This is a genomic window from Bradyrhizobium sp. CCBAU 51753 (assembly GCF_015291565.1).
Classification (GTDB): domain Bacteria; phylum Pseudomonadota; class Alphaproteobacteria; order Rhizobiales; family Xanthobacteraceae; genus Bradyrhizobium; species Bradyrhizobium ivorense.
The window spans coordinates 3,451,097-3,472,456 of sequence record NZ_CP030037.1; the positions used below are offsets into that span (position 1 = coordinate 3,451,097).

At 66.1% G+C, this 21,360-nt stretch carries 19 protein-coding genes; 11 read left to right on the forward strand and 8 right to left on the reverse strand.

What is annotated here, in order from left to right; translation table 11 throughout:
* Window positions 1–17: 17 nt before the first annotated feature.
* Window positions 18–362 carry a DUF1491 family protein gene (locus tag XH93_RS15290; protein ID WP_194474157.1) on the forward strand — a complete coding sequence of 115 codons (345 nt, stop codon included), beginning with the start codon at window positions 18–20 and terminating at the stop codon, window positions 360–362.
* On the opposite strand, the gene XH93_RS15295 is transcribed toward XH93_RS15290, so the two are convergent.
* On the reverse strand, window positions 359–1,285 hold the full coding sequence (locus XH93_RS15295; RefSeq protein ID WP_246799627.1) for a DUF2336 domain-containing protein: 927 nt from the start codon (window positions 1,283–1,285) through the stop codon (window positions 359–361). The genes XH93_RS15290 and XH93_RS15295 overlap by 4 nt on opposite strands.
* Before the next feature lie 294 nt (window positions 1,286–1,579).
* Here XH93_RS15295 and XH93_RS15300 point away from each other — a divergent pair, with 294 nt between their 5' ends.
* Both XH93_RS15300 and XH93_RS15305 read left to right on the forward strand, forming a co-directional pair.
* On the forward strand, window positions 1,580–1,774 hold the full coding sequence (locus tag XH93_RS15300; RefSeq protein WP_139857538.1) for a hypothetical protein: 195 nt from the start codon (window positions 1,580–1,582) through the stop codon (window positions 1,772–1,774).
* 18 nt (window positions 1,775–1,792) lie between these two features.
* Entirely contained in the window at window positions 1,793–2,539 is a 747-nt protein-coding gene (locus XH93_RS15305) for a hypothetical protein (protein ID WP_194474159.1), read from the forward strand.
* Here XH93_RS15305 and XH93_RS15310 read toward each other — a convergent pair.
* Window positions 2,536–3,396 carry a LysR family transcriptional regulator gene (locus XH93_RS15310; protein WP_194474160.1) on the reverse strand — a complete coding sequence of 287 codons (861 nt, stop codon included), beginning with the start codon at window positions 3,394–3,396 and terminating at the stop codon, window positions 2,536–2,538. The genes XH93_RS15305 and XH93_RS15310 overlap by 4 nt on opposite strands.
* 92 nt (window positions 3,397–3,488) lie before the next feature.
* Here XH93_RS15310 and XH93_RS15315 point away from each other — a divergent pair, with 92 nt between their 5' ends.
* Complete coding sequence (locus tag XH93_RS15315) at window positions 3,489–4,331, forward strand: MBL fold metallo-hydrolase (RefSeq protein WP_194474161.1); 843 nt, start codon at window positions 3,489–3,491, stop codon at window positions 4,329–4,331.
* On the opposite strand, the gene XH93_RS15320 is transcribed toward XH93_RS15315, so the two are convergent.
* The 3 genes from XH93_RS15320 to XH93_RS15330 are packed head-to-tail and all read right to left on the reverse strand — an operon-like array spanning window position 4,328 to window position 7,837.
* Window positions 4,328–4,951 carry a DUF1254 domain-containing protein gene (locus tag XH93_RS15320; protein ID WP_139857542.1) on the reverse strand — a complete coding sequence of 208 codons (624 nt, stop codon included), beginning with the start codon at window positions 4,949–4,951 and terminating at the stop codon, window positions 4,328–4,330. The two genes, XH93_RS15315 and XH93_RS15320, sit on opposite strands and share 4 nt — an antisense overlap.
* The gene (locus tag XH93_RS15325; RefSeq protein WP_194474162.1) at window positions 4,948–5,526 is read right to left on the reverse strand and encodes a DUF1214 domain-containing protein; all 579 of its coding nucleotides are present in this window, start codon (window positions 5,524–5,526) and stop codon (window positions 4,948–4,950) included. Before XH93_RS15325 ends, XH93_RS15320 begins: the two co-directional genes overlap by 4 nt.
* Before the next feature lies 1 nt (window position 5,527).
* Window positions 5,528–7,837 (reverse strand): transglycosylase domain-containing protein, encoded by a 2,310-nt coding sequence (locus XH93_RS15330; RefSeq protein ID WP_194474163.1) that lies wholly within the window; start codon window positions 7,835–7,837, stop codon window positions 5,528–5,530.
* Between the two features lie 274 nt (window positions 7,838–8,111).
* On the opposite strand from XH93_RS15330, the gene XH93_RS15335 reads away from it, so the two are divergent.
* The 3 genes from XH93_RS15335 (at window position 8,112) to XH93_RS15345 (ending at window position 11,747) form a co-directional block, all read left to right on the forward strand.
* Window positions 8,112–8,627 (forward strand): YcgN family cysteine cluster protein, encoded by a 516-nt coding sequence (locus XH93_RS15335; RefSeq protein ID WP_139857545.1) that lies wholly within the window; start codon window positions 8,112–8,114, stop codon window positions 8,625–8,627.
* A 201-nt stretch (window positions 8,628–8,828) separates the two neighbouring features.
* Window positions 8,829–9,941, forward strand: coding sequence for a M12 family metallopeptidase (locus tag XH93_RS15340; protein WP_210340486.1), 1,113 nt, complete (start codon window positions 8,829–8,831; stop codon window positions 9,939–9,941).
* Window positions 9,942–10,160: 219 nt separating this feature from the next.
* On the forward strand, window positions 10,161–11,747 hold the full coding sequence (locus XH93_RS15345; RefSeq protein ID WP_194474164.1) for an MDR family MFS transporter: 1,587 nt from the start codon (window positions 10,161–10,163) through the stop codon (window positions 11,745–11,747).
* Between the two features lie 21 nt (window positions 11,748–11,768).
* Here XH93_RS15345 and XH93_RS15350 read toward each other — a convergent pair whose 3' ends face one another.
* From XH93_RS15350 to XH93_RS15360, 3 genes are read right to left on the reverse strand one after another with little or no spacing between them, the layout of a single operon-like run.
* Window positions 11,769–13,019 (reverse strand): adenylate/guanylate cyclase domain-containing protein, encoded by a 1,251-nt coding sequence (locus XH93_RS15350; RefSeq protein WP_194474165.1) that lies wholly within the window; start codon window positions 13,017–13,019, stop codon window positions 11,769–11,771.
* On the reverse strand, window positions 13,016–13,405 hold the full coding sequence (locus tag XH93_RS15355; RefSeq protein WP_194474166.1) for a response regulator: 390 nt from the start codon (window positions 13,403–13,405) through the stop codon (window positions 13,016–13,018). Before XH93_RS15355 ends, XH93_RS15350 begins: the two co-directional genes overlap by 4 nt.
* Before the next feature lie 2 nt (window positions 13,406–13,407).
* Window positions 13,408–15,438 carry a GAF domain-containing protein gene (locus tag XH93_RS15360; protein ID WP_246799628.1) on the reverse strand — a complete coding sequence of 677 codons (2,031 nt, stop codon included), beginning with the start codon at window positions 15,436–15,438 and terminating at the stop codon, window positions 13,408–13,410.
* 1,300 nt (window positions 15,439–16,738) lie between these two features.
* On the opposite strand from XH93_RS15360, the gene XH93_RS15365 reads away from it, so the two are divergent.
* From XH93_RS15365 to XH93_RS15380, 4 genes are all read left to right on the forward strand, one after another.
* Window positions 16,739–17,962, forward strand: a complete 1,224-nt coding sequence (locus XH93_RS15365; RefSeq protein ID WP_194475155.1) for an ABC transporter substrate-binding protein — start codon at window positions 16,739–16,741, stop codon at window positions 17,960–17,962.
* A 94-nt stretch (window positions 17,963–18,056) separates the two neighbouring features.
* Complete coding sequence (locus XH93_RS15370) at window positions 18,057–18,932, forward strand: branched-chain amino acid ABC transporter permease (protein ID WP_194474167.1); 876 nt, start codon at window positions 18,057–18,059, stop codon at window positions 18,930–18,932.
* A 1-nt stretch (window position 18,933) separates the two neighbouring features.
* The gene (locus XH93_RS15375; protein WP_139482337.1) at window positions 18,934–19,860 is read left to right on the forward strand and encodes a branched-chain amino acid ABC transporter permease; all 927 of its coding nucleotides are present in this window, start codon (window positions 18,934–18,936) and stop codon (window positions 19,858–19,860) included.
* The gene (locus XH93_RS15380) at window positions 19,860–21,338 is read left to right on the forward strand and encodes an ATP-binding cassette domain-containing protein (RefSeq protein WP_194474168.1); all 1,479 of its coding nucleotides are present in this window, start codon (window positions 19,860–19,862) and stop codon (window positions 21,336–21,338) included. Before XH93_RS15375 ends, XH93_RS15380 begins: the two co-directional genes overlap by 1 nt.
* The last annotated feature ends 22 nt before the right edge of the window (window positions 21,339–21,360 follow it).

The window sequence follows — 21,360 nt, forward strand, 5'->3', positions numbered from 1 at the left end:
GGCCTATAGGTCGCCGCATGCGATTGAAAACTTCCATTTGGGTCGCGGCCTATCTGCGCCGCTGCCAGACCGAAGGCGTGTTCGGCGCGGTCCGCAAGAAGGGCGCCGAGGAGGCCGGCGCGGTGTTCGTCAAGGTGGCGCTGATGGACGGCAACGCCGTGCTGTATGCGCCGGCGCCGCAGACGGTCTATGACGACAGCCGTCCGGTCGAGCGGCTGTTCGTGCCGACCGCGCCGCAGCCGGTGCCCGAGCCGACGGTCGAGCAGCGATTGGCCAAGGAGCTCCGCTTCGATCCCGATGCGTGGATCGTCGAGACCGAGGACCGCGCCGGGCGGCACTTTCTCGATCTGGCGAAGAACTAGGATTTGCGATTGCGGATTGCCGGCGCGCTGCCGGGCTGCACCACCGGTCGCGTCTGTGCCGGCGTCGCGCGGACGCGATGGTGCTCGTCGTCGTAGAGCGACGAGCGATATTTCGCGCGCGCCACCGCCATGGTCGAGCCGCGCCATGCCGCCAGCATCACCAGTGCCGAGCGTTCGCTGAGGCGATCGTAGAGCCGCGACAGCCGATAGACATAGTTGACCGACGAACCCGCTTCCGGATTGAGGAACATCAGGATGCGCTGGAACGCGGCGCCCGATACGTCGAGCGCGCGCATCGCGCAGGCCAGCGGTTCGCCGCCGGGATCGCTCACCACCTGCGCCGCGATCCGCGACGGCAGGATCAAGGCTTCGCCGAGCTCGAGCGCGAAATTGTCGATGTCCTCGGCGAACGCGGCCATCTCCAGGATATGGATCGCGCGCGCGGCGCGGGCGGCGGGAATCCGCGCCGCGGCCTTCAGCGGCGTATCCTGCAGATTGTGCAGGATCTGCGCACGCTCGCTGGTGCTGGCGGCAAAGAACATGTCGGAGATTTCGGCGGCATCGTTCGGCCGCATCGACAGGCTCGCCGCCATCCGCAACTCGACATCGGTCGGAGCCCTGGCCGATTGCGCGGCCGCCGCGGGCATCGGAATCGGCGCGGCCGCCGTCGCTGGCTGCGCGGCATCGGCGCGCCGCAGCCCGAGCTTGTCCAGGATGATGGCCGGTGTCGCCGGATAGACCGCAAGGCGGGCACGCACCGCGGCGCGCGTCGCGTCATCGACCTCGTCGATCAACCGCGAGGTCAGCTCGACGAATTGCCGCTCCTCGTCCGCGGAGTGGGCACTTGCCTGCACATAGAGGTCGGTCAGCACGCGCAGCAGGGTCGGGCGAATGTCGACGCCCTCGCGACGGGAGAGCGTCATCAGCCCATCGAAACCCGGAAATAGTGGAGCTGCGCTCATTCAGGCGTACGCGACTGGGTAAAGCTTCGAGTTCTGGAAATCGTTGTCGAGGCGAGCCTACGCGGGCTGTTTTAAGGGGCAGTTAAGGAAAACAGGTCGTGAAGCCGAACGCTCGAATTGCGCGTGTCGAATTGGGCACAGCGCCACATCCGTAACCGTCCGTAGTGCCGGCTTAAGATGTCGTTAACCATGCCCGTTCTTAACTCGGCCAGCGCGGGGCAAATCATGTCCGTGCGGGGCCAGAGAGAGCGGAACATGGGCACCATCGTCGAATTTCCGGCGGATGCGGCGACGCGGCGGCCGAGCGTGACGGACGCCGCAGGCGAACGTGTCGGCACCGTGCTGATCCTCCCCGTGGTGCGGATCGAGCGAACCGTCGAGGAGACCGGCGGCGATCGCGGACCGGAGCAGGGGACCGCACCGGGCCGCCGCCGGCGCCGGCGCTCCTGACCCTTAGGACATCGAGCAATGCCGGAGCGTGCGCGGCCGATCATCCCGGCGCTGATCCTGCTGCTGGCGGGCGCGGCGCTCGGCGGCTGCAGTGGCGGCGATTTCGGCCGCACCCGCGCCGACTTCCGCAACGACGACATGCATCGCTGGCTCGGCGCCGAGGCGAACGGCAGCGTCGGCATGAAGGCCTCGCAATTCCAGCTCACCGAGCATGAACGGCAGCTGCGCGATCTGGCCTACCAGTTCATCGAGTCGCCGCTGTCGCGGCCGGCATGGAAGAGCGTGTTCGGCGACTACCAGAGGCTGCCGGCGCCGTGGCGGCAGAACGTGGTGTTCGACCGCACCGCCTACGGCCGCAATCTGATCGACGAGCCGCACCGCTCGTTCGCCTCGCGCTATTCGCTGCTGATCGACCACGTCCGCGACGACATCACGCGGTTCGAGCCGTTCTTCGCCACGGCGGCGCAGGTGATCGCGCTGGACTGCAAGCGCAGCGCCAGCCTCAAGGCGATTGCCGACGTGTCGCCGCGCGAGCGGGCGGATGCGGTGGCGCGGATGGAGGAGAACGCGCTGATCGTGCAATGGGTGCAGGTGAGCCTGGAGCGGCGGATCTCGTCCTATCGCTGGGCGTTGGAGCGGCTGGTGATCCAGGCGCCGGACGGCATGGCTGCCGACGCCGAACGCCAGATCAACGAGCTTGCCCGGCTCGCCGGCACCACGCCGCCGGCCGCGTGCCAGGCGGCGGTGGCGGTGTCGAAGGGTTAAGTCGGCTTCGCTTTCCCCCTTGCCGCTCGCGCGCTGCGCTTCGCTTGTTGCCGCGGCAGGCTGGCAATGAATTCCTTCAGTGCATCCGACGGCGGCTTGGCCGAGGGATAGGCGAGGCCGATCTCGCGCCTCACATCGATCTCGATCGCGCGCACCGCAACGTCGGGATTGCCGCGCGCCACGCCCTCGGGAACGATCGCGACGCCGACCCCGGCTGCAACCAGCGCCATCGCCCATTCCTCCGATTCGGCGATCGCCACCGGCTTGCGCGGCGGCGCGGTGCGCTTGAAGAAATCCTGCTGCTCGCAATGGCAGCGGTCGATCATCGGAACGCCGGCGAAGTCGGTGGTCCGCAGCGTCTCCTTCAAGGTAAGCGGATGCGACGGCGGCAGCGCCGCGACGTAGCGCTCGCTCCACAGCGGAATGAAGTGCTCGCTTGCCCCGATCATCGTCCGTGCGACGATCCGCGCGTCGGCCTTCTCGCCGGCGCCGACCAGCCGCAGCGCGAGGTCGGCGTTGCCGGTCAGCGGTTTCAGCAAGGCGATGGTCCGCGCCTGATCGAGCGTCCGCAACAATCCGAGCGTCAGCGCCTTCTGCGTCACCGGTTTGCGAAACAGGTTCTTCGCCGCGTCGGCCTCGTCGATGATCCTGCGGGCAATGCTGTGGAACTGCGCGGCCGACTCGGTCGGCGCCATGCCCTTCTTGTGCCGGATGAACAGCGTGGTGCCGAGCTCCGCCTCGAGATCGGTGATCGCCGCCGAGATCGACGGCTGCGAGATGAAGCAGCGCCGCGCCGCCGCGGTCAGGTTGCGCTCGCGGTAGACCGCAGCGAAATAGCGGAGCTCGCGGATATCCATAGTCCAGACCTATTGAATGGATAGGAAGACAATATTTTACCTATGGCGCTGCCGCTGGCAAGCCTGCACCCGAGTTCAGCGGAGGGCCTGTCATGCGCATTCATCATCTCAACACCGGCACGATGTGCCCGATCGGAAAGCGGCTCGTGAACGGTGACGGCAGCATCTTTCAGCGGGCGCGGATGGTCTGTCATTGCCTGCTGGTCGAGCGCAATGACGGCCTGGTGCTGGTCGATACCGGCATCGGTCTCGACGATATCGCCGACCCGCCGCGGCTCGGGCGCAAATGGGTGCGGCAGACTACGCCGCGGCTCGACCCGGCCGAGACCGCGGTCCGCCAGGTGCAGGCGCTCGGCTTCGCACCGAGCGACGTGCGTCACGTGTTGCTGACGCATCTCGATCGCGACCATGCGGGTGGGGTACCGGACTTTCCGAACGCGAAGGTGCATGTCCATCGCCGCGAGTACGAGATGGCGGTGACGCGTCAGGTCGCGCCGCCGGTGGGGCGCTACATCACGGCGCAATGGCAGCATGGGCCGGACTGGGCGTTATACGGCGAGGGCGGCGAGGACTGGTTCGGCTTTGCGGGCGTGCGCGCGCTCGGCGACCGCGAGCCGGATATCTTGATGATCCCGTTGCCGGGCCACACGCTCGGGCATTGCGGGATCGCGGTGCGCCACAATGGCGGGTGGCTGCTGCACGCCGGCGATGCCTATTTCCATCACGCGCAGCTCGATGCCAGGCCGCGGATGCCGCTGGTGCTCGGCATGTTCCAGCGCCGGGCGGACATGGATCGCGCGACGCGCATCCGGAACCAGGAGCGGCTGCGCCAGCTGAAGGCGGCGCATGGCGCGACCGTCACCATCGTCAACAGCCACGATCCCGTCGACTACGAGACCTGCCGCTGCGGCCGGCACGCGGCTGCGGCGGCCTAGCGCTTGCGCGGCGCGGGCGGCGGCGGCGCCGGAGCGGGCGGGGGCGGCGGCGCCTCCTGCTTGGCTGCCACCGGCTCGGTCTGCGGCTTGCACGTCGAGGCCGCCAGCGAGGCCCGCGCCTGCGGCATCAGGCCGGGCTCGGGCGCCAGCGCCTTCAACAGGATCAGTCCCGTCGTCGTCGGCGAGTCGATGATCAGGCGGTCGGCGGCCGTGACTTCCTCGTCTTCGGGGATGTCGTTGTGCTGGGCCTCCGTCATCAGATCGAGCTCGATCACCTTCTTGCCGGCGGAGCGATCGTTGATGGCGTAATAGGCGACCTCGTTGCGGGTGTAGAACGACACCGAGGTATAGGCCTGGCTCACCGGCACGGTGAGCTTGAGCGGTCCGCCCGACAGATCGTAGCGGCAGATCGCCACCGCGAACGCCGGGTCCATCAGCGGCATCGGCGAGTTGCTCGGATCGGCCAGCGGCAGCTGCGTCACCTCGTTGAGCTTGGTCATCGGCGTCAGCCGCGAATAGGCGTCCTGCGAAGCGATCCGCGGCAGCGCCAGCACGCTGACGAGATGCACCACGCCGCCAAGCAGCACGCCCGCCAGGATGGTGAACACGATGCGGATCATGGGCACCCCGTCGTAGCAACGGCCGGCATCGGCGCGTCGCGCTGGGTGCGGGTCGCAACCCCGACCGGGGTGTCGTACAGCCGCAACATCAGCGCGTAGCGCTCGATGCCGCCGGTCGGCAGCCAGTTGCCGGCGCGCGAACGCGAGGCGATGTGGATCTCGAAGGTGCCGTCGGAGGCGCGGATGATCTCCTGGCTGGTGAAGCCGTAGCGCTGCAGCGAGTTGGCGACGAGATGGCCCTTGCGGTCGAACAGCGTCAGCGTCCAGAACCGCGCCGCCGGGGTGACGCCGCTGACTACGACGTCGCAGCGGCCGTCGAGCGGCTTGTTCTTGTCGTCGGTGGTGGCGGTGAAGGCGATGCCGTCGCCGGTGCCGACCGGCAGCTCACCGCTGCGGGCGATGGTGGCGCGCGAATAGGGATCGACGTCGGAGGTGCCGTTCTTCGGCCGCGCGGTCCAGGCGCCGATCTTCAGCGTGCCGAGATCGGTGCCGCGCGTCGCCGTCGCATAGGTCAGGCCGAGCCCGACGGCGGCGGCGATCACGAGCGCCAGCAGGGTGGTGAGGATCAGCCGCACGTCAGTTCTTGCGTGGCACGGTCGCCGTGGTGGTGCCGGTGGCGCCGTCCGGCCCGGCTGCGGCGATGTAGTTTTCAGGGAACGCCAGCGCGCTCGACGATTCAGCCTTGCCGGCCTTGGGGTCGTTCAGCGTGGTCTTGCCGCTGGCCTTGTCGGCGGTCCTGGCCGCGTCGTCGAGCAGCTTCTCGACCCGCACCAGGACATCGGCGCCGCGCTTGGTCAACACCGGCGGCGGACCCGGCTTGGTCTCCAGAATCTTCGGCGCGGCATTGGCCTGGGCATTGGCCTGCGCCGGCTGCTGCGGCAGCTTCTGGCCCATGCCGACGCCGACCAGCTCGCGCACCTCGACGCCCTGATGCGCGGCGACCATGATGTCGTGCCAGGTCTGCGCCGGCAGCGAGCCGCCGGTCATGCGGTTGGTCGGCGAATAGTCGTCATTGCCGTACCAGACCGCGCAGGTGAAGTTGCCGGTGTAGCCGACGAACCAGGCGTCACGGTAGGCGTTGGTGGTGCCGGTCTTGCCCGCGGTCGGAATGCCGTCGAGCGCAGCGCGGCGCGCGGTGCCTTCGCTGACCACGTGGCTCATCATGCCCGCCATGTCGGCGGCGATATTCGGCGGGATCGCCTGACGCGGCTTCGGCCCGTCGCGGTCCCAGCGCCACACCAGATCGCCGGCGCCGGTGCGCACTTCCAGCACGGAATGCGGCGTCACCGCCTTGCCGCGGTTCGGGAAGGTCGCATACGCAACCGCGTGCTCGATGACGGTCACTTCGTCCGAGCCGATCGGCAGCGACGGCGTGTCGGGCAGCGGCGCCTTGATGCCGAAGCGGCGCGCCACTTCGATGATCTTGGCGCGGCCGGCCTTCGGACCGCCGATGTTCTTGCCGAGCTCGATCGAAAGCTTGACCGGCACCACATTGATCGAGCGGGTGATCGCCTGCGTCAGCGTCACCGATCCGGAATAGGAATGGCCATAGTTCTGCGGGCACCAGTTGCCGATGCAGACCGGGCCGTCGACGATCTTCGAGTTCGGCGTGTAGCCATTCAGCAGCGCCGTCGTATAGACATAGGGCTTGAACGACGAACCCGGCTGACGATAGGCGTCGGTGGCGCGGTTGAACTGGCTCGCGCCGTAGTCGCGGCCGCCGACCATGGCACGGATGCCGCCGTCGAGATCGGACACCACGGTCGCCGCCTGGGTGGCGTGATAATCGCGACCGAACTGGCGGAGCTGGTTCTCGATGGCTTCCTCGGCCGCCTTCTGCACGTTCATGTCGATCGCGGTGCGCACCACGAACACGCGCTCGGTGTAGGATCTCGGGAAGGTGTCGACCAGCTTGCGCATCTCGTCGAAGGCGTAGTCGAGATAGTAGTTCGGCGAGTTCTCGTCGCGCCGGTCGACCGCCACCGCCGGATTGCGGCGGGCGCCGAACACCTGGCCCTCGGTCATGAAGCCGGCATCGACGAGGTTGTCGAGCACGACGTTGGCGCGGGCACGCGCGGCCGGCAGGTTGATGTGCGGAGCGTATTTGGTCGGCGCCTTGAACAGGCCGGCGAGCATCGCGGCCTCCGCGAGGTTCACGTCGCGCACCGACTTGTTGAAGTAGAAATGCGCCGCGCCGTCGACGCCGAAGGTGCCGCCGCCCATATAGGCGCGGTCGAGATAGAGCTTCAGGATCTCGTTCTTGGTGAGGCGGGTCTCCAGCCAGATCGCAAGGAAGGCTTCCTTCACCTTGCGCTCGATGGTGCGCTCATTGTTCAGGAACAGATTTTTCGCAAGCTGCTGGGTGATCGACGAACCGCCCTGGCGGACGCCGCCGGCCTGCGCGTTGGTGACCAGCGCGCGCGCCAGGCCCGGAATGTCGATGCCGAAATGATCGTAGAAGCGGCGGTCTTCGGTGGCGAGCGTCGCCTTGATCAGGTTGTCGGGAAAATCTTCCAGCGGGATCGAGTCGTTGTGCTTGATGCCGCGGCTGCCGATCGGGTTGCCGTAACGGTCGAGGAAGCTCACCGCGAGGTCGGATTTCTTCAGCCAGTCCTCGTCGGCGGTCTCGCGGAAGGCGGGGATCGCCAGCGTCAGCAGCAGGATCATGCCGCCGAGGCCGAGGGTCGCGGCCTCCGACAGCGGCTCGATGAACACCCAACGCTTCCAGCGGCCGATATAGAAGCGGTCCATGAAGGTGGAGTAGCGCTCGTAGAGCTCGCGCAGGCCGCGCGCCGACTGGAACAGCGCCGAGTCGAACCGTGCATCCAGATCGAGGCGGAGATTGTTGAACCGCCTTATCCAGTCGTTTGGCAGGAACCTAGGCACCAGAGCCCTTGATCGGTTGAGCGTTCCGAGCGCCCGGCGAGGCACTCAAACGCGCGTCATGCTTCGATGTTGCGGCAAACCCAAGGCGCTTTTGCGTCGTTGGGGGCTTGTTCGTTGTTCTATCCGAGCGGCCGTCATAAACCAATGGCGCGGCTGGCGAATTTAATGAAACCCCTAACGCTGCCCACCGCCTTTTGCGGCCCCGCAAAACCACCCCCTTGCGCGGCTGCGGCCGGCACCCCAAGAAGAACCGCATCGACCTTAACAGGGAATCATGACCGCACCGCCCAAGCACCCATCGGACCAGACGGGATTCTTCTGGAAAACCAAGACGTTGGAAGAGATGTCCAACGCCGAATGGGAGAGCCTGTGTGACGGCTGCGCACGCTGCTGCCTGGAGAAGCTCGAGGACGAGGACACCGGCAAGATCTATTTCACCCACATCTCCTGCAAGCTGCTCGACGCCGGCCTGTGCACCTGCAAGGACTACCCGAACCGTTCCGACAAGGTTCCGGATTGCGTCCGCCTGACGCCCGAAAACGTGCGCACCCTGAACTGGTTGCCGCCGAGTTGCGGCTACCGGCTGGTGGCCGAGGGGCGGGACCTCTATTGGTGGCATCCCCTGATCTCCGGCGATCCCAACACCGTCCATGAGGCCGGCGTCTCGGTGCGCGGCCGGGTGGAGGGCACCGAGCTCGACGTCAACGACGCCGACCTCGAGGATCACATCGTGCGCTGGCCGGGCCTGCTGCCGAAGCGGGCGCGGCTGAAGAAGCGTCCCAAGACGTAACGTCCCAAGATCAGACACAACAAGACCTGACCGCAAGATCCGGGCGTTGTTCCCGCGGAGCGGAGTGTGGCGGCGTTCACACTTGCATTCTGAGATCGATGCTATCCTGGGGTGCAATTTTTCTGAACTCGTATTGTTCATTGGCGCCCCGCCGTCGGGCACATCGATTCCGCCGTCGGGCGCATATTCATGGAGCCAGCCATGGCGCGATCCCGAACCCGCAACTATGCAAAGAAGTCCGCGGTCATCAAAAGCCCGATCGTCAAAGCTCAGGCCCGTCCGTTCTGCCGGAACGCACCCCGGGTCCCGCCGCCGCTCAGCCCAATCGTGATGGGCGATCCCAACCGGGCGCGCGCCATCATCGGGACCAGGACCAAATGGGTGAACGGAACGGTGCTGCACTATTGCTTCTACACCGCAGGCCATTTCGCGGTCCCCACGACCCAGGCGGACGCGGTGCGCGAGGCGTTCAAGAAGTGGAAGGCGATCGGCATCGGCCTCGATTTCAAGGAGGTCAGTCAGCTCAGCGAAGCCGAGGTGCGGATCGGCTACTCGACGGCGGACGGCTCGTCCGCATCGTCGGTCGGACGCGACGTGCTGGACGTGCCCGCGAACGAGCCGACCACGGTCTATGGCTGGGATCTGACCTCGCACTACGGAGCCGGCACTGCGCTGCACGAGATCGGACACGTGCTGGGCATGGAGCACGAGCATCAGAATCCGTTTGCCGGCATCAAGTGGCACGAGGACGCCGTCTACCAATCGCTGAGCGCGCCACCCAACAGCTGGGATCGCCAGACCATCTTCCACAACATCCTGGAGAAGCTGACGCCGCAGCAGGTCCAGGGGTCGACCTGGGATCCCGATTCGATCATGGAGTACGAGTTCGAGGCCGGCCTGATCGCCGAACCGAAGAGATATGAGACCGACGGCATCACGCCGCCGGCCACGCTCTCCGCCGGCGACAAGACATGGGTGCAGAAATGGTATCCGCCGCTGCAGCCGACGCTGGCAACGCTGGCGCCGTTCCAGCCGGCGGTGGCCACCCTGGCCGCGGGCCAGCAGATGGACTACGCGATCAAGCCCACGGCGACACGAAAATACACCGTCGAGACCAAGGGCGCTTCCGACACGACGCTGGTGCTGTTCGAGGACGTCGACGGGACATCGCGCTATCTCACCGGCGACGACGACAGCGGCGAGGAGCGCAACGCCAAGATCACGCACCGGCTGTTCGAGGGACGCAGCTACATTGCGCGGTTGCGCCTCGTGCATCCGGGACCGACCGGCGAAACCGCGCTGATGTATTCCTGACGGATACGCAGGACTTTCTCCCGCCTTGCCCTGGGCCGTCATAGGTGACGGCGGTCCAGGGACTTTGTTGTGTCCAATCACGGCTTTGCGATGCTGCAGGTGCGGGATGCACCTATGCGCGCGGGGGCCTGCCTTAGCATCGAATTGCTGCGTAAATTGCCGATGAGAGAATGATTCCATCGCGGCCACGGGCTGCGTGACACCAGTATTACGCCCCAGATGAACAAGTATGAACGGCAGAGCCGTTTTCCTGCCGACCAGCAGACTTTGCCTGACGACATTGCCGACGAGCTGTCCCGTCTCCCGAGCGAGGTGATCGAACTGAGCGACGCGCCGCCGCTGGCGCCGCCGGTCCCGCTCACCCACGACGAAGTCCGCACCATCGTCATCAGCCTGATGCTGACGATGTTCCTGGCCGCGCTCGACCAGACCATCGTCGCGACCGCGCTGCCGACCATCGGCCGCCAGTTCGGCGACGTCACCAATCTGTCCTGGGTGATCACGTCCTATTTGCTGGCGTCCACCGCCGTGGCGCCGGTGTTCGGCACCTTGAGCGACATCTACGGCCGCCGCGCCATGATCATCACCTCGCTCAGCCTGTTCGTGGTCGGGTCGATCCTGTGCGCGATCGCGCCGAGCATGACGATGCTGATCCTCGCCCGCGGCCTGCAAGGTCTCGGCGGCGGCGGCATCATGCCTGTGGTCCAGACCGTGATCTCCGACGTGGTGTCCCCGCGCGAGCGCGGCCGCTACCAGGCCTATTTCTCCAGCGTCTGGATGGCCGGCGGCATTCTCGGTCCCGTGATCGGCGGCGTGTTTGCCGAGCATCTGCACTGGTCGATGATCTTCTGGATCAACCTGCCGCTTGCAGCCGCCGGGCTGGCGCTGCTGCTGCCGAAGATGAAAAAGATCCCGGTGTTCCACCGCAAGCGCGAGGTCGACTGGCTTGGCGGCATCCTGCTGATGGCATCGGCCGTCGTGTTCATGCTGGTGCTGACCTGGGGCGGCACGCGCCTGTCCTGGCTGTCGCCGACCATCACCGCGATGCTCGGGGCCTCGATCGCGCTCGCCGGCGCCTTCGTCTGGCACGCCCGCCGGGCCGATGAGCCGTTCCTGCCGCTGTCGCTGCTCGGCGGTTCGGTGGTGCCGTTCGCGATGTGCGCCGGCGGCTGCGCGCTCGGTGCCATCGTCGGGCTGACCGTGCACCTGCCGCTCTACTACGAGGTGGTCTACCATCTCAGCGCCAGCGAGGCCGGCCTCGCGCTGATCCCGCTCGCCGCGATCTCGACCTGCGGTGCGGCGATCGCCGGACGGACCATGGCGAAGGCCAAGCACTACAAGCGCGTCGCGATCGTCGGCACCTCGGTTGCCGCGATCTGCGCCGTCGGCATGGCGGTGACGACCTTGCCGCTGTGGGGCCTGCTGACGCTGATGGGCGTGTTCGCGCTCGGGCTCGGCACCACGTTCCCGGTCAGCGTGGTGTCGCTGCAGAACTCGGTGGCGCGGGCGCAGGTCGGCACCGTGACCGGCGCGATGAACTTCTTCCGCGCGCTGCTGGCCTCGTTCACGGTGGCCGCCTTCACCACGATCCTGCTGATGACTTTGGGCTCCGACATCTCGCTCGCCAGCGAGCATCATGCCGCGGGCGCGGTGAGCGCCATCCCGGTCGCCGACATGATCACCGCGTTTCGCTACGTGTTCGCCGCCGCCGCCGCGCTGCTGACCACCGCCGCGGTCTGCATGATCATCATGGAAGAGCGCCCGCTCGCCGGGCCCGGCACGGCACCGGTCGAGATGGCGGAGTAGGGGCCGGCGGTTCATTGCGCCTCACTCCAGTTGCACGCGCGCGCCCTTGGCGCCGTTGAGCAGCCGCCGCAAATGATAGCTCGCGAGCGGATCGTCGGCATGGATGCCGACCAGCGCGGCGAACGCCGGCATCGCCGCGATATCCCCGGACTCGAGCTTGGCGAAGGCGCTTGCGTATTGCGCCGCGGCCGCCCCGTCGAACGCGGCCGGCGATAGCGGCTCATGGGCGCGCAGCGGCTCGCTGCGGCCGCGCAGCACGAGATCTCCGACCGGCCGCCCCCGAAACTTTTCGGCGGTGTTCGCGACGGTGTCGCTGACGCAGATCCGCGTGCCCAGCACCTTGTTGGCGGCCTCGAGCCTTGCGGCGATGTTGATGGTGTCGCCATAGGCCGTGTAGTCGAAGAAGCGGTCGCCGCCGAAATTGCCGACCAGCGCCGGGCCGGCATGCACGCCGATCCGCGTGACGCCGAAATCGACGCCCTTGTCTTTCCAACGGGCGCGAAACGCCTCCGCCCAGAGATCGAGCGCCTGCGCGCAGGCGATCGCGCGGGTGGCGTAATCGGCCTGGTCGCCGGGCGCATTGAACAGCACCTGGATGGCGTCGCCGATCACCTTCGCCACCGTGCCGTCATGGGCGAACACGACATCGGTGAGACCGCCGACATATTCGTTGAGCAGTTCCGCCAGCACCTCGGCCTCGGCGCTCTCGACCAGCGAGGTGAAGCCGGTAATGTCGGTGAAGATCACGGCGACGTCGCGCCAGCGCACCTGCATCTCATCGCCGTCATCGCCGGCGGCAAGGCGCTTGGCGAGTTCGGGCGAGAAATAGCGCGACAGCGAGGCGTGGGCACGTTCGGCCTCCGCCTGGCGGCGGCGTGCCTCGCGCAGCACCTCGATATGCCCGAGGGTTTTCAGGATGGTCGCTTCCAGGTCGGCGAAATCGATCGGCTTGGTCAGGAAGTCGAACGCGCCGCGATTCATCGCGGTGCGGATGTTGCTCATGTCGCCATAGGCCGAGACGATGATGGCCGACTTCTTGTCCTCGCGCTCCTGCAGCCGCGCCAGCAGCGACAGCCCGTCCATCCGCGGCATGTTGATGTCGAGCACCACGAGATCGACATGCGGATGCCGCTCGATCGACTGCAGCGCCTCGACACCATCGCGCGCGAATACGAAGTCGATGCGCCGGTCGCGAATCTGCCGGCGGAATCGCTGCAGGACGAGCGCTTCCAGATCGGGCTCGTCGTCGACCACGAGAACGGTCGAGGTCATGCGGCCCGCTCCAGTCGCGCCTCGATCTCCTGGCGGACCTGACCGAAATCGATCGGCTTCGTCAGCAGGCCCTCGGCGCCGTGCTCCAGAGCCTTGCGCCGCGTCTCGGCATCGCCGTAGGCGGTGATCATGATGACGGGAACGTCGGGCCGGCGGGAGCGTACCTCCGGCAGCATCTCGAGCCCGCTCATCCCGGGCATGTTGATGTCGGAGAGGATGAGGATCAGCGTTCGCTCGCCGGTATCGCCGATCCGGCTCAACGCCTGTGTCGCCGAATGGGCGAAATCCATCATGAAGCGCTGGGCGCGCAGGTCGCGGCGGAATTGTTGCCGGAACAGGACCTCGATGTCCGGCTCGTCATCCACCACCAGAACCAATACACTCACGTTTATCCCCTGGTACCGTTGGAAAAACTGCTCCTGCGCGGCAGCAGAATAGTGAACTCGGTGAATTCTCCGGGTTCGGTCGCGACATCGATCCTGCCGCCGTGCTGCTTCACGATGATGTCGTGACTCATGGAGAGCCCGAGCCCCGTGCCTTCGCCCGGCGGCTTGGTCGTGAAGAACGGATTGTACATCTTGTCCTTGACCTCGGGCGGGATGCCGACGCCGTTGTCGCGGATGCTGATCTCGACGAAATCGCCGCGGCTTCGCGTGCTGGCGCTCACCGTGGGCTCGAATCCGGCCTCGCCCCGGCTGCAACGCTTGTCCACGGCATAGAAGCCGTTGGAGATCAGATTGAGCAGCACCCGCGTGATCTCTTGCGGAAACGCTTCGATCGCGCCGGCCTCGGGATCGAACGCGCGCCCAAGCGTGACGTTGAACTGGGGCCTCTCGGCGCGCGCGCCGTGATAGGCGAGGTTGAGGCTTTCCTCGACCAGCGCATTGACGTCGGTCGGCCGGTGCTCGCCGCTGCCGCTGCGCGAATGCAACAGCATGTTCTTGACGATGGAATCGGCACGCTTGCCGTGCTGCACGATCTTCTGCAGGTTGCCCTTCAATAGCCCGGTCAGCTCATCGATTTCGCCGCGGGCGCCGTCCGCGAGCGCGACGGGTGCGAGCACCTCGTTCAGCTCGTCCGTCAGTTCGGCCGAGAGCGCGGCAAAATTGTTGACGAAGTTGAGCGGGTTCTTGATCTCGTGCGCGATGCCGGCGGTGAGCTGGCCGAGCGAGGCGAGCTTCTCGGTCTGCACCAGGCGGTCCTGCGCGGCGCGCAGATCGTCGAGCGATCTTGCGAGCTCGGCCGTGCGCGCCTGCAACTGCTCGAACAGCCGCGCGTTCTCGATCGCGATCACGGCCTGATCGGCGAAGGTCTTGAGCAGGTTGATCTGGGCCTCGGGGAACGCACCCGGCTCGGCGCGCGAGACGCCGATGGTGCCGATTGCGACGCCCTCGCGGAGCATCGGCACCACGAGGATGCTGCGATAGCCGCGGGCGCGGGCCATGTCTTTCACGGCCTGGGGAACGTCGGGTTCGGTTTCGACATCGGTGCGGAATGCGATCTTCCCGGTCTCTGCGACCCGGCTGTGGATCGCGCGCGAGCTGAGCGGGGAGGGGAACGAAATCCGGATCTCGGCGTCGCCCTCCGAGCTTCCGGCCGTGCACGCCGCCAGATGCAGCATGTCGCCGACGACGCGCGTCACCAGCGCGGTCTGGCCGGCGAGCAGCCGCCGCGCGCTTTCGGAGATGGCGTCGAACACCGGGCGCACATCGGTCGGCGAACTGGCAATGGCGTTGAGGATCTCGGCGGTCGCGGTCTGCCGCTCCAGCGCCGCGCGCGTTTCGTTGAACAGGCGCGCGTTCTCGATCGCGATCACGGCCTGGTCGGCAAAGGTCTGCAGCAATTGCACGTGGTGGGCGGCAAAGGCGCCGGGCTCCGCGCGCGTGATGCTGATCATGCCGACGGCGGTGCCGCGGTTCATCAGCGGGGTGAACAGCACGCTGCGAAAGCCGCGCAGCCGCGCCAGCCGCCTGTTCGGCTCCGGAACCTCGTCGGCTTCGCTGTCGGGGAATTGCACGGTCTCGCCGCCGCGGACCAATGCGAAGGTCGGGAACGCCGCGATGTGGCGCGGGAACGAGGCCCGCAGGCCGGCGTCGGCCTCGGGGCTGGTCGGCGTGTACGCCACCAGATGCAGCTCGTCGCCGATGAAGCGGAGCACGGTGGCCGAGAAGCCGCGCAGCAGCCGCTTGGCGTTCGAGGCGATCGCCTCGAATGCCGGCTGCGCGTCGGAGGGTGAGGCGGCGATGACCTTCAGGATCTCGGCGGTCGCGGTCTGCCATTCCAGCGCCTGGGCCTCGCGGTCGCGCGCGGCCGCCAGCTCGCCTTGCACGCGGCCGGTCTCGACCACCGCACATTGCAGTTGCTGTTCGAGCTCGTCGATCCTGCGCCTCAGATCGGCGTCCATGGGTTGGTCATTCATCGTCTGTTCGGCGCCGCAACGTGAGCGGGTGCGACGCCAGGGGCGGCGGACAGCCGGCCGGCCGAGGTCGTCGAATCTCCCGCGCCGGTTGGGAATCCATGCTGCGCCAGCGGCTTTAGCGCCAAAAATAGCCGCCGGGCAAGCCGGAACGGGACCGCGATTGTCGTGCGATTGCGGTCGTTTGCGTGCGCACATTCACGTTTCCGCGACGCAAAATTCGCCTGGCGCGGCTTCACGTTTCAAACAGCTGGTGATCCATTCCAGAGACGGTCGTGATTGAGCCGAGAGGCCGCGGCGTACTGGATCGCCCGGTCCATGTGCGCAATTGCGCACAGGCCGGGCGATGACAGTTGTGGGTGGGGACGCAGTGTTGCCATCTCGCGACATGATTTGTCCGAGCTTTGCTTTTCGTTTCGCCGCTCTGAGAACAGAGGGCGCAGGGAAAGCCGGGTGCCGATCGCACCCATGGGCCCGGTGCAACAAAAAAGCACCGGGGTAGGACCACAGGTGTAACCGGAAACAACCCGGCTTTCCCTGCGCGATGGGTTACGGCTTATACGTGCTCTCCCCGGCGAGACTGGGCTTTTTTGTCACCGCTTTCGCAAAAACGCTTGCGCGTTTTGCGAGAGGACACCTGCCACTAGGGCGTCAGGCCTGCACGACTTCACCGTCCGCCTCGCATGCTGTCGTCACTGACATGCGAAACGTCCACCGCATCTCACCGCAACACTATGACGATGCGCAGCGCCCCTCGATCGGGTGAGACGGGCAGACCATACACCGAGTTGTCCTTCCGAAAAAGCGAAATATTTTTGCGCGCGGGGATTGACAGGTTTTTGGGCTGACTTGCCCGTCGGGCGGTCACAGTCCGTCACACTTGTGGGATGGAGTAGAGCCAACGGGTTCGCGCTGCGCGCGGCCCGATGATAAACTCGGCGAAACCCATCAATTCGTCCGCGGTGAGATGATAGGTTTCGCTTCGCTCCACCCATCCTACGGTCCTTGCTCTCGCGTTCCGTCGGGCGGATTACGCTTCGTTCATCCGCCCAACGATTCTAGCTCGTCCCACGATATGTCCGGTGCTGCCTACTCCTTGTTCAATCCGTCGGCATCGACCCACTACTTTAGTTGCCATCAACGCATGGCGATCTGCGTGCGGTTTCACTTGCTGCGCATTTTGTCGCGGCTATAGTCGCGGCCCAAAGAAAGGCCCAAGCGGGCCCAAGAGAGCTCGAAGCAGCCGAAGAACAAGAAGGAGTGAAACAAGGTGAGAAAAACATCCCGAGTGCCGTTTCATGCGTTGCAACAACTCGCGGGAGTAGCTGTTCTGGGCCTGGTGGCGGCAGCCCCGAGTGGTGCGCTGGCCGCGGATACACTCAAGATCGGCGTGATCGCCGAAGCCCAGGCGATCGCCGGCGCGTCGATCCCGCAGGCCGCGCAGCTCGCCGCCGATGAGATCAACGCCAAGGGCGGCGTCGACGGCCGCAAGATCGAAATCGTCACCTACGACAATCACTCGTCCTCGGCCGACTCGGTGCGCGCGTTCCAGCGCGCGGTGAACGAGGACAAGGTCAACGCAGTCATCTCCAGCTACATCAGCGAGGTGGTGCTGGCGCTCGAGCCGTGGGCCTCGCGGCTGAAGACGCCGTTCGTGACGCCGGGCGCGGCCTCCAACGAGATCAGCAAGAGCGTTCACGCCGACTACGAGAAGAACAAGTACACTTTCCACGGCTATCTGACCTCGGCGGCGCTGGCGCTGTCGGTGTGCGATTCCGCCAAGGATCTCCTGGTCGATCAGAAGCACATGAAGACCGCGGTGATCATGAGCGAGGACGCCGCCTGGACCAAGCCGCTCGACGTCGGCTACGAGGAGTGCCTGCCGAAGATCGGGCTCAAGGTCGTCGACCACATCCGCTTCTCGCCCGACACCACCGACTTCACGCCGATCTTCAACAAGATCGAGGCGGCGAAGCCCGACGTCATCATCACCGGCATCTCGCATGTCGGCGTGCAGCCGACGGTGCAGTGGAAGAACCAGCAGGTGCCGATCCCGATGTTCGGCATCTCCTCGCAGGCGACCAACGAGACCTTTGGCAAGGACACCAACGACGCCGCCGAGGGCGTGCTGTATCAGGGCGTGTCGGGCCCGAACGTCGCGGTGACGCCGAAGTCGGTGCCGTTCGCGGAAGCCTTCAAGAAGCGGTTCGGCAACTATCCGTCCTATGCGGGCTACACCGCCTATGACGAGGTCTACTACATCGCCGACGCAGTGAAACGCGCCGGCTCTGTTGAGGCCGACAAGATGGTCGCGGCGCTGGAAAAGACCGATTGGGAAGGCACCATCGGGCGCGTCCAGTTCTACGGCAAGGACGATCCGTTCACCCATTCGATCAAATACGGCAAGGGCCTGATCACCGGGCTGATGCTGCAGTGGCAGGGCGGCAAGCAGGTCGCGGTCTGGCCGAAGGAAGTGGCCAAGGCCGAGCTCAAGTTCCCGAGCTTCGTCAAGGCGACCACCAATTGACTGATGATCGTGCTCCCGGGCCTCGCCCGGGAGCATCGCTATTCAGTTCCGCGTCCTCCACAACAGGCAGCGCCGCTGCCGCGGCCAGTATGAGATGCTTGCGTTACAAATCCTGATCGATGGCTTTGCCATCAGTGCCCTCTATGCCCTCGGCGCCACCGGCTTCACCCTGATCTTCGGGGTCTCCGGCGTGCTCAATCTCTCCCACGGTGCCATCATGGTGGCCGCGGCGGTGGCGGCCTGGGCCGCGGCCAGCGTGCTGCACCTCGACATCTACAGCGGCGCGCTGTTCGGTGTCGGCGTGGCGCTGGTCGTCTCGTTCGCGACCTATTTCGCGGTGGTGAAGCCGATCCAGAACTCCAGGCGGATCCCCAACGAGGAGAAGGAAATCTTCGTCCTCACCGGCACCCTGCTGTGGGGCATCATGATCCAGGAGCTGATCGCCTATTTCTTCACCAACAACGCCAAGACGGTGCTGCCGATCGTCGAGGGCGTCGTCGATATCTTCGGCAACCGCACACCGCGCAACAATATCTTCACCGCGCTGGTGTGCTGCCTCGTGATCGGCCTGCTGTGGCTCTTGGTGAACCGCACCCGCACCGGCAAGGCGGTGCTGGCGGCCTCGATGAACCCGCGCGGCGTCACCTTGCTCGGGCTCGAGCTCACCCAGATCTACATTGTGGTGTGGGCGATCTACGGCATCCTCGCCGGCATCGCCGGCGTGCTGCTCGGCATGTTCCTCGGCGTAAGCTCCTACAGCGTCGGGCCGCTCACCGCGAGCGCGTTCTCGATCGTGGTGTTAGGGGGCCTCGGCAGCGTGTCCGGCTCGCTGATCGCAGCGTTCGTGGTCGGCTATCTCGAGACGCTGACGGCCTATCTGATCTCGCCGGCCTACCGCACCATTCCGGCGCTGCTGCTGCTGGTGTTCGTGATGTATATCCGGCCTCAAGGCCTGCTCGGGAGGCGCTGAGATGGCCACGTTCTTCACCTCGCGGCTGTTCTTCATCTCGCTCGCCTGCGTCGTGGTCGCCGCGACGCTGCCGCTCTATGTCTCCGGCTATGTCCTCGGGCTGCTCACCGTCGCGTTCTATTTCGGCGTGTTCGCGATGGCCTGGGATCTCTTGTTCGGCTTCGCCGGCGAGGTCAATTTCGGCCCGACCTTTTTGATTGGCACCGGCGCCTACACAGCCGGCATCCTCAACAACCAGTTCGGCTGGTCGGTCTATCTCTGCATCCTGCTCGGCGCGTTGGCCTCGGTGGTCGCGGGCTTTGTCCTCGCGCTGCCGGCGCTGCGGGTGAGGGGGCCGTATTTCGGCCTCACCACGCTGGTCGCGGTCTTGATGCTGCAGAATTTTGTCGTCGTGTTCGCAGATCTCACCGGCGGCGAGATCGGGCTGACCATTCCTGACGTCATCACCATCAATGCCGGCGCCAACTACTGGATCGCGCTCGGCTTCATGACCATCAGCGCCGCGATCCTCTACGGGCTTTCGCAATCGCCGGTCGGCCTGGTGCTGCAGGCGAGCGGGCAGGATCCGGTGCAGGCCGGCGCGCTCGGCTTCAACATCGTCAAGCACAAGCTCGCGGCGTTCATCGTCAGCGCGTTCTTCTCGGGATTGTCGGGCGCGCTGCTCGTGTTCTACTTCGGCACCGCCTCGGTCGGCACCGTCGTCGACGTCGCGGTCGGCGTCAACGTGATCGTCTCCGCCGTGCTCGGCGGCAGGCGCACCGTGCTCGGCGCGGCGCTGGGGGCGATCTTCCTGATCGTCGCCGGTGAATTTCTGCGTCCGACCGGCGAGCTTGCCACCTTCATCGTCTCGGCGGTGGCGCTGCTCGTCGTCCTGTTCTTCCCCGGCGGTTTCCTCGGAGCGGCCCTGTCACGCGAGGCGCGCTCCTGATGGACCAGACTGTGACCACTGCAACCCTCAGCGTTCGCGGACTCACCAAGAGATTTGGCGGCCTCACGGCCGTGAAGAATCTCTCCTTCGAGTTGCATCCCGGCGAGATCCTCGGCCTGATCGGGCCGAACGGCTCCGGCAAGTCGACCGCGATGAAGAGCGTGATGGGCATCGAGCGCCCGACTGCAGGCGAAGTGCTGTTCGAGGGCGAGAACGTCGCCGGCCTGCCGGCGCACAAGATCGCGCGCAAGGGCTTTGGCATGGTGTTCCAGCACTCGCGGCCGCTGAACCGGCAGACCGTGCTGGAGAACATCATGGTCGCGCTGCTGCCGGACAGCCTGTTCATGCTGTTTCCCGACAAGGCGCTGACCGAGCGCGCCAAATGGATCGCCGAGCGCGTCGGGCTCGGGGCGGTGATGGACCGCCGCCCGCCGACGCTGCCGTTCGCCGATCTGCGCCGGCTGGAGCTGGCGAAAGCCATTGCGCGCGATCCAAAGGTGGTGCTGGTCGACGAGCCGTTTGCGGGCCTCACCAGCGCCGAGGTCGGCACCTTCTCCGCGCTGATCCGCAGCTTCCGCGACGAGGGCCGCGCGGTGATGCTGGTCGACCACAACGTCAAGAGCGTCGCGGCACTGGTCGACCGCGTGCTCGCGATGTATCTCGGCGAGGAGATCACGACCGGCCGCGCCGAGGACGTGATGAAGAACGAGACGGTGCGGCGGGTCTATCTCGGCGGCGCGATCGAGACCCATGCGCGCCCCGAAACCTCGTTCAAGGACAAGGTGCCGCTGCTGCAGGTCGATGACGTCAGCGTGCATTACGGCAAGGCGCAGGCGCTGGAGAACGTCTCGATCCACGTCCATGAGGGCGAGTTCGTCTCGATCGTCGGGCTCAACGGCGCCGGCAAGACCACGCTGTTCAACACCATCTCCGGCTTCCTGCCGTACACCGGCGAGATCCTCCGCGGCGGCCAGGAGCTGCGCGGCAGGGGTCCCGCCAAGATCGCCCGCTCGGGCCTTGTGCAGTGCCCGGAATCGCGCGAGCTGTTCGGCGAGATGACGGTGCGGGAAAATCTCGATCTTGGCGGCCAGCATCTCGACGACGCCGCGCGGGCCAAACAGCTGGCCTGGCTGTTCGAGCTGTTCCCGATCCTGAAGGAGCGGCAGGGCCAGATGGCGCAGACGCTGTCCGGCGGCGAACAGCAAATGCTGGCGATCGGCCGCGCGCTGATGATGCAGCCGCAGATCCTGATCCTCGACGAGCCGACGCTGGGGCTTGCGCCCGTGATCCTCGAGCTGCTGTCGAAGGCGCTGGAGAAGCTGCGGCAGACCACCAGGATCACGGTGCTGCTCGGCGAGCAGAACGTGACCTTCGCGCTTCCCCATGCCGACCGCGTCTATGTGCTGGAGCACGCGCGGATCGTGTGGGAGGGCGATCCCGGCCGGTTCGCCGCGGAGGCCGGCAAGGATTTTCTCTGACGTTGGAAGATTAACAACAAAG